14 protein-coding genes are annotated in these 12,712 nt (G+C 49.7%); 13 read left to right on the top strand and 1 reads right to left on the bottom strand.

Annotation, left to right across the window (positions count from 1 at the left end; translation table 11 throughout):
• The first annotated feature begins 126 nt into the window (after positions 1 to 126).
• From EDI29_RS04185 to EDI29_RS04175, 3 genes are all read left to right on the top strand, one after another.
• Positions 127 to 567, top strand: coding sequence for an antitoxin Xre/MbcA/ParS toxin-binding domain-containing protein (locus EDI29_RS04185; RefSeq protein ID WP_137739857.1), 441 nt, complete (start codon positions 127 to 129; stop codon positions 565 to 567).
• The gene (locus EDI29_RS04180; protein WP_040031582.1) at positions 564 to 1,052 is read left to right on the top strand and encodes an RES family NAD+ phosphorylase; all 489 of its coding nucleotides are present in this window, start codon (positions 564 to 566) and stop codon (positions 1,050 to 1,052) included. The genes EDI29_RS04185 and EDI29_RS04180 overlap by 4 nt, the downstream gene beginning before the upstream one ends.
• Before the next feature lie 382 nt (positions 1,053 to 1,434).
• Positions 1,435 to 2,952 (top strand): cellulase family glycosylhydrolase, encoded by a 1,518-nt coding sequence (locus EDI29_RS04175; RefSeq protein WP_137739856.1) that lies wholly within the window; start codon positions 1,435 to 1,437, stop codon positions 2,950 to 2,952.
• 71 nt (positions 2,953 to 3,023) lie between these two features.
• Here EDI29_RS04175 and pspF read toward each other — a convergent pair whose 3' ends face one another.
• Positions 3,024 to 4,010, bottom strand: a complete 987-nt coding sequence (gene pspF / locus EDI29_RS04170) for a phage shock protein operon transcriptional activator (protein WP_137739855.1) — start codon at positions 4,008 to 4,010, stop codon at positions 3,024 to 3,026.
• A 225-nt stretch (positions 4,011 to 4,235) separates the two neighbouring features.
• On the opposite strand from pspF, the gene pspA reads away from it, so the two are divergent.
• The 10 genes from pspA to EDI29_RS04120 all read left to right on the top strand — a co-directional run bounded on the left by pspA (position 4,236) and on the right by EDI29_RS04120 (position 12,604).
• On the top strand, positions 4,236 to 4,901 hold the full coding sequence (pspA, locus tag EDI29_RS04165; RefSeq protein ID WP_107167540.1) for a phage shock protein PspA: 666 nt from the start codon (positions 4,236 to 4,238) through the stop codon (positions 4,899 to 4,901).
• An 84-nt stretch (positions 4,902 to 4,985) separates the two neighbouring features.
• On the top strand, positions 4,986 to 5,210 hold the full coding sequence (gene pspB / locus EDI29_RS04160; protein WP_137739854.1) for an envelope stress response membrane protein PspB: 225 nt from the start codon (positions 4,986 to 4,988) through the stop codon (positions 5,208 to 5,210).
• The gene (pspC, locus tag EDI29_RS04155) at positions 5,210 to 5,575 is read left to right on the top strand and encodes an envelope stress response membrane protein PspC (protein ID WP_137739853.1); all 366 of its coding nucleotides are present in this window, start codon (positions 5,210 to 5,212) and stop codon (positions 5,573 to 5,575) included. The genes pspB and pspC overlap by 1 nt, the downstream gene beginning before the upstream one ends.
• A gap of 159 nt (positions 5,576 to 5,734) precedes the next feature.
• Positions 5,735 to 7,132: a YcjX family GTP-binding protein gene (locus tag EDI29_RS04150; protein WP_137739852.1), complete on the top strand. Its 1,398-nt coding sequence runs from the start codon at positions 5,735 to 5,737 to the stop codon at positions 7,130 to 7,132.
• Positions 7,129 to 8,178: a YcjF family protein gene (locus EDI29_RS04145; RefSeq protein ID WP_137739851.1), complete on the top strand. Its 1,050-nt coding sequence runs from the start codon at positions 7,129 to 7,131 to the stop codon at positions 8,176 to 8,178. The genes EDI29_RS04150 and EDI29_RS04145 overlap by 4 nt, the downstream gene beginning before the upstream one ends.
• A gap of 204 nt (positions 8,179 to 8,382) precedes the next feature.
• Entirely contained in the window at positions 8,383 to 9,543 is a 1,161-nt protein-coding gene (locus EDI29_RS04140) for a mandelate racemase/muconate lactonizing enzyme family protein (protein WP_137739850.1), read from the top strand.
• 23 nt (positions 9,544 to 9,566) lie between these two features.
• Complete coding sequence (locus EDI29_RS04135) at positions 9,567 to 9,872, top strand: PTS sugar transporter subunit IIB (protein ID WP_137739849.1); 306 nt, start codon at positions 9,567 to 9,569, stop codon at positions 9,870 to 9,872.
• A 27-nt stretch (positions 9,873 to 9,899) separates the two neighbouring features.
• Positions 9,900 to 11,189, top strand: a complete 1,290-nt coding sequence (locus EDI29_RS04130; protein ID WP_241664887.1) for a PTS sugar transporter subunit IIC — start codon at positions 9,900 to 9,902, stop codon at positions 11,187 to 11,189.
• 32 nt (positions 11,190 to 11,221) lie between these two features.
• Positions 11,222 to 11,527 carry a PTS lactose/cellobiose transporter subunit IIA gene (locus EDI29_RS04125; protein ID WP_107167532.1) on the top strand — a complete coding sequence of 102 codons (306 nt, stop codon included), beginning with the start codon at positions 11,222 to 11,224 and terminating at the stop codon, positions 11,525 to 11,527.
• A 72-nt stretch (positions 11,528 to 11,599) separates the two neighbouring features.
• Positions 11,600 to 12,604, top strand: a complete 1,005-nt coding sequence (locus tag EDI29_RS04120; protein ID WP_137739847.1) for a LacI family DNA-binding transcriptional regulator — start codon at positions 11,600 to 11,602, stop codon at positions 12,602 to 12,604.
• Positions 12,605 to 12,712: the final 108 nt, after the last annotated feature.

The following is a 12,712-nucleotide window of genomic DNA, read 5'->3' as shown; positions in this document are numbered from 1 at the left end:
TCTTGGCGTCCTCCCCACTCTTGTTGTGTGCGTCTGGCGACTTTCCAACCGTTTGAGTCGCCGGATGGCTGATTGAAAACGTCATAATGAATGCTATAGTTAAGTCATAATGACGAGGAAATAATTATGAATGCCGAGATAAGCCTTAAAGTTGAAAATTTTGCTCGCGAAGCTGAATTGCCTGACGGCGTTTTTCATGACCCGTTGATGTTCGTTAATGTGGTGCGCAGCGGGATCTCCGGTGCGCTGCTGAAACGCGGGGCGGATGCCAGCGGGTTAAGCCGTAAGCTAATTGGCTCGGCGCTGTCCGTCGATCCCTCGAACATCTCCCGTTTGTTTCGCCGTAAACATTTAACGCTGGAGCAGGGGGAGGCGGCGCTGGAGACGTTCCGCCTGTGGTTAAAAGCCATGACGACGTTTGAAGATGAAGCGAAGGCGCAACTGTGGATGGAGAGCGGTATTCCGGCCTTTGGCGGAAAAACGCCAGCAGAAATGCTGGATACGCACAAAGGGCGTCAACTGGTTGATAACGCGCTGAGTCGTATTGAATACGGCGAATTTATATGAGGCTTTACCGCATTACCAAAGCGGTCTGGCTCGAAGCATTTTCAGGACAAACGGGCGTGAGTTTCCAGCACGGTGCGCGTTTCAATCAGCCTAATACGCCAGTGCTATATTTCAGTGAAACGCCCGCCGTCGCGATGCTGGAAATGGGCAATTATCTGCCTTCGCCGCAGTTGCTGCCCGCCAGCTATCGTCTGGGCGTGTATGAGCTGCCGGATGACGTCCCGCAAGAATCCATTACACTGGACATGCTGCCTGAGGACTGGCACCGCTACCCGTTTATGCCGGACGTGCAGGCGCTGGGGTCGCGCTGCTTGAACGCTGGGCAATCGCTGGTGATTTGGGTACCGACCAGCACGGTTAAGCCATTTGGCAGCATGCGTAATGCGCTGGTGAATCCGCTGCATCCAGCATTAAACCAGCTACGTCTGATTGAGGCGATCCCAGATTTTTACAGTCATAGACTGTTTAATCCCACGGGGCATTAAGTCTGCAATCGACAGCGATGATGCGGGCAGGAACCCCATAGTCAGTATGGAAATGAGAAAAATTCTCAACAAAGTGCTTTACAGATGATACTGATAACTATTATCATCATTTTCGCACTTCAGCAGTGGCTTATCGCAGGCACTGAAGGAGAGCACGACATTGCTCACATTGCTTCCAGTATTATTTTAGCCAGCCTACGTGCTGGCTTTTTTTTGCCTGAAAAATGACCTTGCCAGATACTTACCTTGCTTTCTATTTCCCTGTAAATAATTAATAAAATCAATATGGTTGGGATATTTCCTAAATTGTTTGCGGGAACAAAAATCTCCCTTATCATGCCTATACCCAAGATCATGTGGGTTCACAATGGAGATAAGGAATATGTGGATGAGAAGGAATCAAATCGTCAGGAAATTGACGTTAGGTGTGGTAACAACGGTGCTGGGGATGTCACTCAGTTTTTCAGCATTATCCGCCACGCCAGTAGAAACGCATGGTCAGCTGTCCATCGAAAACGGACGACTGGTGGATGAACAGGGGAAAAGGGTGCAACTGAGAGGGGTCAGTTCACACGGTTTGCAGTGGTTTGGCGACTACGTCAACAAAGATTCGATGAAATGGCTGCGGGATGACTGGGGAATTAACGTGTTCCGCGTCGCTATGTACACGGCGGCTGATGGCTATATTTCTAACCCGTCCCTCGCCAATAAGGTAAAAGAAGCCGTTGCGGCAGCACAAAGTCTCGGCGTCTATATCATTATCGATTGGCATATCCTGTCGGATAACGATCCTAATATTTATAAAGCTCAGGCAAAAACTTTCTTTGCCGAAATGGCGGGGCTGTATGGCAGTTCGCCGAACGTGATTTATGAAATCGCCAATGAACCCAACGGCGGCGTGACGTGGAACGGGCAGATTCGGCCTTATGCGCTGGAAGTCACTGACACTATCCGCAGCAAAGATCCTGACAACCTCATTATCGTTGGTACGGGCACCTGGAGTCAGGATATCCATGATGCCGCGGATAATCAGCTGCCCGATCCCAATACTCTGTACGCACTGCATTTCTATGCCGGTACGCACGGGCAGTTCCTGCGCGATCGCATTGACTATGCGCAAAGCCGTGGCGCGGCGATTTTCGTCAGCGAGTGGGGAACCAGCGATGCGTCCGGCAACGGCGGACCGTTCCTGCCAGAGTCGCAAACCTGGATCGATTTCCTGAATAACCGAGGCGTAAGCTGGGTGAACTGGTCGCTTACCGATAAGTCAGAGGCATCGGCGGCGCTGGCATCGGGGGCAAGTAAGTCAGGCGGCTGGACAGAGCAAAATCTGTCGGCGTCAGGAAAATTTGTCAGAGAGCAGATTCGTGCAGGTGCGGATCTGAGCGGTGGCGATACGCCGACCACACCAACGGAACCGACCAACCCAGGTAACGGAACCACGGGTGACGTCGTGCTGCAATATCGCAATGTGGATAACAACCCGTCCGATGATGCGATTCGTATGGCCTTCAACATCAAAAATACCGGAAGTACGGCGATCAAACTGAGCGATCTGCAAGTTCGCTACTACTTCCATGATGATGGGAAGCCCGGCGCGAACCTGTTTGTTGACTGGGCTAACGTCGGCCCTAACAACATCGTAACCAGCACAGGGACGCCAGCCGCCAGCACCGATAAGGCCAATCGCTATGTTCTGGTGACCTTCGCCAGCGGGGCGGGTTCCCTGCAACCGGGGGCGGAAACGGGTGAAGTGCAGGTGCGTATCCATGCCGGTGACTGGAGCAACGTGAACGAGACGAATGACTATTCATATGGCCCTAACGTCACGAGTTACACCAACTGGGACAAGATCACCGTGCATGATAAAGGTACGCTAGTCTGGGGTGTTGAGCCGTAATATCGCGTTATTGACTCATTAACCGACTGACTGTGCGGGCGCTAATTCGCCCGCATTTTCTTTCCAGTTTCTTACTCATTCACCGCGATATCGTGTTTCTTCAATAACCCACGCAACTGGTGGTAGGTTAATCCCAGCAGTTCTGCGGCCTTGCGCTGGTTAAATTTTGCTTGATTTAACGCCCGTTCGATCAAGCCTTTCTCTTGTTCCAGCAGCCACGGTTTCATGTCCAGCGGTAAATCCGGCTGACCCGCTGCTGTCTGTCGTTTTTCCTGAACGGCGGTAGTCCGGCGGAAAGGATTCAAAATGATGGCATCAAGGGGCTGCTCGCTATCGCCGTGACGATACACCGAACGTTCAACTACGTTTTTCAATTCACGAATATTGCCCGGCCAGTCGTAATTCAGCAGCGTCTCGCGTGCGGTAGCGGTAAAACCGGGAAACAGCGGCAAGTGCAATTCGCGGCACATCTGAATCGCAAAATTATCTGCTAATAACATAATGTCCTGCTGGCGTTCGCGCAGCGGCGGAAGTTGCACGACGTCAAAGGCCAGACGATCGAGCAGGTCGGCACGGAATTTACCGCTGGCAGCCAGCGCAGGCAGATCGTCGTTGGTGGCGCACACCAGACGCACATCAACCTGTAGCTGATCTCTGCCGCCGACGCGTTCCAGCATGCCGTATTCGATCACTCGCAGTAATTTTTCCTGCACCAGCATCGGCGCGGTGGCTAGCTCATCTAAAAATAGCGTTCCGCCGTCGGCGCGTTCGAAGCGTCCTAGATGGCGCTTCTGCGCCCCGGTAAAGGCACCGGCTTCATGACCAAATAGTTCGGAATCGAGCAGATTCTCGTTGAGTGCCGCGCAGTTGAGGGAAATGAACGGCCCTTGCCAACGTGGGGAAAGGTAGTGTAGGCGGCTGGCGATCAGTTCTTTGCCGGTTCCACGTTCACCGATTACCAGCACCGGTTTATTCAGTTGCGCCAGCTGCGACACCTGTTCCAGAACCTCTAAAAAGCTGTTGGCTTCGCCCAGCAGATTCTCTTTTTCCTGAAGCATGATGTTCCACCGTGTTATTTTTACTAACTGTTAGCGTATTTGACTAATCTAACGGAAAGGGAAAAATAGTCAAAATTATCTATTCCTTTATTTTCAATTAGTTAACTTAAATTAAAAGTTGGCATGTTTATTGATATACCTATAGGGAGATCGCGACTGGCTCGGCTGGTCACGATGATCAATCAGGCGTAATCAGACGCTGGAAATCATGAAGAGGATGTAATTATGGGTATTTTTTCTCGTTTTGCCGACATCGTGAACGCCAACATCAATTCATTGCTGGATAAAGCGGAAGATCCGCAGAAATTGGTGCGGCTGATGATTCAGGAAATGGAAGATACGCTGGTTGAAGTACGTTCAACCTCGGCGCGGGCGCTGGCAGAAAAGAAACAGATTGCCCGCCGTATTGAACAAGCGCACGGTCAGCAAGATCAGTGGCAGGAAAAAGCCGAGCTGGCGCTGCGCAAAGATAAAGACGATCTGGCTCGTGCGGCGTTGATTGAGAAGCAGAAACTGACCGACCTGATTGCGCTGTTACAGCATGAAGCCGAAAGCGTGGATGAAACGCTGGAGCGGATGAAGCGTGAAATCGGTGAGTTGGAAAATAAATTAAGCGAAACCCGCGCTCGCCAACAGGCGCTGACGTTGCGTCATCAGGCTGCGGCATCGTCGCGTGATGTACGTCGCCAATTGGATAGCGGCAAGCTGGATGAAGCTATGGCGCGTTTCGATCAGTTTGAACGCCGTATCGACACTATGGAAGCGGAAGCAGAAAGCCATGGGTTGGGGAAACAAAAATCGCTGGATCAGCAGTTTGCCGAGCTGAAAGCGGATGATGAAATCAGCGCGCAACTGGCGGCACTTAAAGCTAAAGTTAAGCCAGCAGAGTAATCAAAGCGTAAACGTCATCGGAGGGGCTGCCGTTTGAAAACGGCAGCCACCATAGGGCGTATGAATAATAACTAAGGAGACACAATGAGTGCGTTGTTTCTTGCCATTCCGCTGACCATTTTCATGCTGTTTGTGGCACCGATATGGCTTTGGCTACATTACAGCCAGCGTAAAAACGGTGCTCAACTGGGACAAAACGAGATGCAACGGTTGACGCATTTAACGGAAGAGTCCAGCCGTATGCGTGAGCGTATCAGGGCGCTGGAAGACATTCTGGATGCAGAACACCCGGACTGGAGAAAATCGTAATGAAAAATACGTGGTCAGGTAAAACGTTATACCGCTTACCGGAAGAAGGCATGTTGAAAGGGGTTTGCGCTGGTTTAGCACGTTATTTTGACGTGCCGGTGAAACTTGTACGGCTGATTACGGTGTTGTCGATGTTGTTCGGCCTGTTCTTTTTCACCATCGTGGCGTACATCATTCTGACCTTTATGCTCGATCCCGCTCCGGCAGGAATGAGATTTGAGGATGAAAAGACAAGCCGCACACCCAGCCAACTGCTGAATGAGGCGGATGCGACCTTGCAGGCCAGCGAACAGCGCCTACGTAATATTGAGCGCTATGTCACCTCGGATACCTTTGGCGTGCAGAATCGCTTTCGTCACCTGTAATCTGTCATCGGTTATACTCTTTCGCTGATGCTATCCACCGTTCAACCTGAACTGAAAGCGGATAGCATCGCGCTCCTTTTTTCTCCGCGATCAATGCGGTAGCCTGAATGCGCTTTTGCACCGCCACTAAACGCAACTACAGGAGTGATGGTTCATTCAATGAGTCGCCTACAGAACGAGATTAACTCACTGGTCAATCGTAGCGTGGATCGCCACCTGCGGATTGCCGTCACCGGGTTGAGCCGCAGCGGCAAAACCGCGTTTATCACGGCGTTCGTCAATCAATTATTGAACACTCACAGCGGGGCACATTTGCCGATGTTTTCCCCCGTGCGCGAAGAGCGTTTGCTCGGTGTGAAACGTGTGCCGCAGCGCGATCTGGGCGTGCCGCGCTTTGCCTATGATGAAGGCATGGCGTCGCTGTATGGTTCACCGCCGGACTGGCCGACGCCGACGCGCGGCGTGAGTGAAATCCGTCTGGCGCTGCGCTATCGCTCCAAGGATTCGTTGCTGCGTCACTTCAAAGATACCTCGACGCTCTATCTGGAAATTGTCGATTACCCCGGCGAGTGGCTGTTGGATTTACCGCTGCTGGAGCAAACCTATCTGAGCTGGTCGCAGCAGATGAGCGGCTTGCTGCATGGAGGACGCATTGAATGGGCGAAATCGTGGCTGGCGCTGTGCGAGAAAATCGATCCGCTGGCTCCGGCCGATGAAAACCAGCTTGCCGAGGTGGCACAGGCTTATACCGACTATCTGCACCGCTGCAAGCAGGAAGGGCTGCACTTTATTCAGCCGGGTCGATTTGTGCTGCCGGGCGATCTGGCTGGCGCGCCGGTGCTGCAATTCTTCCCCTGGCCGCAGGTGAATAATATCGGTGAAGCCAAACTGGCGCAGGCGGATGAGAAAACCAATATTGGTATGCTGCGCAAGCGTTTTGACTATTACTGTCAGTCGGTTGTGAAAGGATTCTATAAAGATCACTTCGTGCGCTTCGACCGACAGATCGTCCTGGTCGATTGCCTGCAACCGCTCAATAGCGGCATTCATGCGTTTAACGATATGCGCCTGGCGCTGACCCAACTGATGCAAAGTTTTCATTACGGGAAGCGCACGCTGTTCCGGCGTTTGTTCTCGCCCTGTATCGACAAACTGATGTTTGCCGCGAGTAAAGCGGATCACATTACCGCCGACCAGCACGCCAATTTGGTGTCTTTGCTTCAGCAACTGGTGCAAGAAGCCTGGCAGAATGCCGCGTTTGAAGGCATTGATATGCGCTGCGAAGGCATTGCGTCAATCCAGTCAACGCAGAGCGGCGTTGTCGATCATCAGGGGCAAAAAATTCCGGCGCTGAAAGGGCATCGGCTCAGCGACGGCCAGCCGTTAACGGTCTATCCCGGTGAAGTGCCTGCACGTCTACCGGGTGCAGCATTCTGGCAAACGCAGGGTTTCCACTTCGATCAATTTCGTCCACGCGAGATGACGGTAGACACGCCGTTGCCGCATATCCGGCTGGATACGGTCATGGACTTTCTGCTAAAGGATAAATTGCGATGAACGAGCCATTAAAACCACGCGTCACGTTCGACGATGTTGCACCACAAGCGCCACAGCCACAGCCACAGCTACGTGCCGGGTTGGCGTTTGACGAACAGAGTGGCACGCCATTTTCCCCTATTAGCCGCGAAGAAGAAGTGCCGGAAGAAGGCGTGGCGGAAGACGCTATCAGTGCGGCGTTGCGTCCTAAACGCAGCCTGTGGCGGCGTATGGTGATGGCGGGAATAGGGCTGTTTGGCGTCAGCGCGCTGGCACAGGGCGTACAGTCGCTGCATAACGCCTGGGTGCAACAGGATTGGATCGCGCTGGGTGGTATTACGGCGGGGAGCCTGATTGTGGCGGCGGGCGTTGGTTCGCTGGCCGTCGAGTGGCGGCGGCTCTATCGCCTGCGAGAACGCGCGGAAGAACGCGACGTGGCACGCGATCTGCTGCACAGTCACGGTGTGGGACGTGGACGCGAATTCTGTGAAAAACTGGCGCGGCAAGCGGGGTTGGATAGCGGTCATCCGGCGATACAGCGTTGGCAGGCTTCACTCCACGAAACCCACAACGACCGTGAAGTGCTGGAACTGTATGCGCGTCTGGTTCAGCCCGTACTGGACACACAGGCACGGCGTGAAATCAGCCGCTCGGCGGCGGAATCCACCTTAATGATCGCCGTCAGCCCGCTGGCGCTGGTGGATATGGCCTTTATTGCCTGGCGTAATTTGCGGCTGATTAACCGTATTGCCGCGCTGTACGGCATCGAACTTGGCTATTTCAGCCGCATTCGCCTGTTCCGCCTGGTGCTGATTAATATCGCGTTTGCCGGGGCATCGGAGCTGGTGCGGGAAATTGGCATGGACTGGATGTCGCAGGATCTTGCGGCACGGCTATCAACGCGCGCCGCGCAGGGCATTGGTGCCGGTTTGCTGACCGCACGTTTGGGTATCAAAGCGATGGAATTATGCCGCCCACTGCCGTGGTTGGATGACAAACCACGCCTCGGTGATTTCCGCCGCGAACTGATTGGCCAGGTAAAAGAAACGCTGCAAAAAGGGCGTTAGGGGTGGAAAAAGCTATCGACAGGAAGGGGATTCCCTTCCTTTTTCTTTTGTTTATTCTCCATACAGCAACACAGTAAACTTTCCTTAATATTGAAATGTGCACGTTCACATTTATGCTTTATCTGTGATCTTGATCGGCTTTTCTGTCTTGAATGAAAATGTGAACGTGCACATAATGTTTTCAGGCTGTATTCGGGGTGAATTATGAAAGTTACGCAGTTAAATGTTTACGATGTTGATCTAAGGCACCGTGCACCAGCACATAACCTGATCGTGGTTGAGATTGAAACCGATGAGGGGGTGACCGGGATTGGCGAAGTGGCGATGAGCTATGGAGTGGGGGCTAAGTCGGTCATTCCAATATTGGATGCACTAACGAAAAAATTCCTGATCGGGCAATCGCCCTTCGATTCTGAGAAAATCTTCCAGCAATGTTTTGATAATACCTATTGGGGAAGAGGGCGATCGCTGGCTATTTATGGTGCGATTAGTGCAATAGATATGGCGCTGTGGGATATCAAAGGCAAGCTATTAAATGTCCCGATTTACCAACTGCTGGGAGGAAAATGTCGCGATACTATCCGGCTTTATGCCAACCATTGGTATTTTGATGCCTGGCGGCCTGAAGAATTTGCTGAAAAAGCCATGAGGGTGATAAACGACGGCTATACCGGATTAAAGTTTGATCCTTTTAAAATGTCGCCAACGGGTGAGAAATCAACGCCATCCCGACCTATTAGTAAAGAATGGGGAGACATGGCAGTTGCCCGGGTTAATGCAGTAAGAGAGGCCGTGGGTGAACATATCGACATTATGCTCGATCTTCACGGCTGCCTGAACGTTTCTGATGCCATTAAATGGGGGAGAAAATTAGAAGAGTTTACCCCTTATTTTTATGAGGAACCGACGGATACCTTATTAATCAATTCAAGCCTGGAAGTAAAAGCGGGGGTGAATTTATCGCTGGCTGGCGGAGAGCGCTTATATACCCGTTTTGACTTCGCCCCTTTTATTGAAAATCGGGTGTTCGAACTGATTCAGCCCGATATGGGGTTGGCTGGCGGATTCACAGAAATGAAAAAAATTGCTTCTTATGCAGAAACGCATCAGATCCAGGTTCAGCCGCATAATGCCTCAGGGCCAATCTTAACGGCAGCCTGTATTCAATTTGATATCAGTACGACAAATGTGCCAATACAGGAATGGTTTCCCTATTGGCAGGATGAACGCTACAACATCGTGCAGCATGCGTTAGAGCCACAGGCTAAAAATGGTTATTTCACCGTAGGTGAAATGAAGTCGGGTCTGGGAGTGGAATTAAATCATTCCTATTTATCAAACTTTAAAAAACACACTTTCCAATAAATAAAACTTGCTAAGGTGACAAAATGAAAAAAATCTTTCTCTGCTGTAATGCAGGCATGAGCACATCCATGCTCGTAAAAAAAATGAAAGAAGCCGCAGCGGCAGAAAATATTGATGTGGAACTGACAGCGCTTCCTTTAGAGAAATTTAACGAAGGCATCGAACAGTACGACCTCTGTTTATTGGGGCCTCAGGTTAGATATAAATTGGATGAATTTAAGAAAATTGCCGCACAGAAAAACAAAAAGGTAGAGACAATAAATCCAATGGATTACGGCATGATGAAAGGCGACAATGTACTTAAGTTCGCCCTTGGTCTGCTTTCATAATATGTTGCTAACACCAGGGGGATGATAATGAGTATCTATAATAATGTGATCTCTTTTATTGAAAGAAAAATAGCGCCCTTAGCTGGAAGCATCGGCGGGCAGCGGCATGTTCTTGCCGTGCGTGATGGCTTTATTTCTGCCATGCCTTTCATGATTGTCGGCAGCTTTCTGATGATTATGGCGTTTCCGCCTTTTTCAAAAGATACGACGTTCGCGCTAGGGCAGATGTGGGTGGAGTTTGCGACCAACAATAAAGACGCAATCATGATGCCATTCCGCATGACAATGGGGATTATGACTATCTATATTGCCGTTGGGATTGGGTACAACCTTTCTCAGGGATATAATCTTAGCCCGTTGATGGGCGGACTACTGTCACTCTGTTCTTTCCTTATTGTTGCTGCACCCTTTACCAATGGCAGCATTCCTGCGGCATTTATGGGCGGCACCGGTATCTTTACAGCATTGATGACATCGATATATTCGGTTGAACTGATGCGGTTTTTAAAAACCAGAAACCTGACCATTCGTCTGCCGGAGCAGGTACCTGAAAAGATCGCCCAGTCATTTGAATTGCTTGTGCCTGTGCTGGTGATGATTGCGACGTTATACCCCTTATCGCTGTTGGTTCAGCATTTTACTGGGATGCTGGTGCCTGAAGTGATTATGGCTGCCTTCAAACCCTTTGTTGCTGCATCTGATAGCTTAACCGCAATACTTATCTGTGTACTGGTTTCCCATCTGCTATGGTTCTGCGGTATTCATGGTGCGGCTATCGTGACTAATTTACTGCAACCGTTCTGGTTGGCGAATATTGCCGCTAATCAAACGGCGCTGGAATTAGGGCAGGCGCTTCCCCATAGCTTTGTTGATCCATTCTGGCGCTTTTATATTGTTATTGGCGGCTGTGGTTCCACGCTTGCGCTCGTCATCATGTATTTGCGTAGTCGTTCAGCGCATCTACGTTCGATCGGAAAATTGAGTGTTGTTCCCTCTTTTTTTAATATCAATGAACCCGTTATTTTTGGTTCGCCAATTATCATGAATCCTCTGATGCTGCTCCCCTTCATCGGTGCACCGCTAATTAATGCCACAGTAGCCTGGTTTGCATTGAGTTCAGGGTTTGTTGATAAACCGATGTCTATTGTTCCCTGGACGACGCCTTCTATTTTAGGGGCTCCATGGGCAGCAGGATGGTCTATCGGACCGATAATCTTAGTTCTGACTAATTTCGCTATTTCCTGTGTGATATGGCTTCCATTTTATAAGGCATATGAAAAACAGCTGTTAGCACAAGAAGCCGAATCTAAAGCGTAACAAATCATTTAATTTTGAAAGAGGAGAGCTTTATGGATCTTGAATTGGAAATAATGGAGATCATTACCAATGCGGGAGAAAGTAAAAGCGAAGCGATGATTGCATTACAGCATGCGAAAAAGGGGGAGTGGGAAGCATGCGATAATGCATTGATTCGTTCACGAGAAGCGGCAAGTCGGGCGCATGGCGTGCAAACTAAATTGATCGGTATGGATGAAGGGGAAGGAAAAATCCCTGTAACGTTAGTTATGGTTCATGCACAGGATCATTTAATGACATCGATGTTGGCAAATGACTTAATCAAAGAAATGATTGAACTTTACCGCGATAAAGTGTAATAGTTTCAGTATTATTGCTAATAAATAAGCAGTGCCGCAGTCAGGCATTGCTTTTCTTTATAATGGAATTCTATGTCAACAATCGTCGATGTTGCCCGGATGGCAAATGTTTCGCGTGCAACGGTAACTCGCGTACTTAACGAGCCGGAAAAAGTTAAGGAAGAGACAAAGTTACGCGTCGAGAATGCCATTAAACTATTGAACTACAAACCTAATTTAAGTGCCCGCTCATTGGTAAGCAAAAGTAGCGGTGTGATCGGAATGCTTATTCCTAACAACGTGTCAGGCTTCTTTGGTTCAGTGATGAGCGCAGTGCATAAGGAAGTGAATGCCAAAGGAAAAATGCTCATGGTGCTGGAAAGCGCCGGGCAAGTTGAAGAAGAAAATGCATTAAGAAAACTGGATGAAATCAATTGCGATGGATTTCTTCTCTACACCCGCCATTTATCAACCGAAACGATTAAAGCCTATACTGAAAATAAACCCGTGGTGTTGCTCGATGCTTCGGGTACGGCGGATATTTATTCAGTGTCATTCGATCATTATTTATCGGCATTTGATGCTACGAATAAATTGATTGCGGCAGGACATAAAAAAATCGCCGTGATTGGTGGGCCGGAATCACGTCACAGTGCGTCCCAACGATTAAAAGGCTGCATTGATGCCATCCGAGCGGTTAATAAAACGTGGGGAGACGAGTATTATATTCAAGGCAGTTACGATCATGTCTTCGGTGAGCAAGCGACATTAACATTAATACAGCGAAAACTGGATATTACGGCCATTGTCTATTGTGGTGAACGTGCCTGTTCGGGGGGATTAAAAACGCTACGTTTACAGGGTTTGTCTGTGCCGAGTGATATTTCGGTCATTTCTTTTGATAGCTTTGGACTTACTGAATATCTGGCACCACATATTGATAGCGTAGTGTACCCGGTAAAAGAAATGGCGGAGTATGGAGCAAGAGAAATTCTTATGAAATTGACGCGTAAGGATTATCTTATACAGTCGCGACAGTTCCCCCATTCCTTCATCGAAGGGCAATCTATCAGCCAGATACGTGATGAATCGCGATAGTATATCCATATAAATTGATAGTACATCCATATAAATAGAGACCGCAATCTAGAATAGACGTCATACTGGTATGATGGGGAGTACCGTTGTTACAGAATCGTGTGTAGG

The organism is Pectobacterium polonicum, from assembly GCF_005497185.1.
Taxonomy (GTDB): Bacteria; Pseudomonadota; Gammaproteobacteria; order Enterobacterales; family Enterobacteriaceae; genus Pectobacterium; species Pectobacterium polonicum.
Note: the sequence above shows the minus strand (reverse complement) of the source record. Positions and strands in the feature narration are given on the sequence as shown.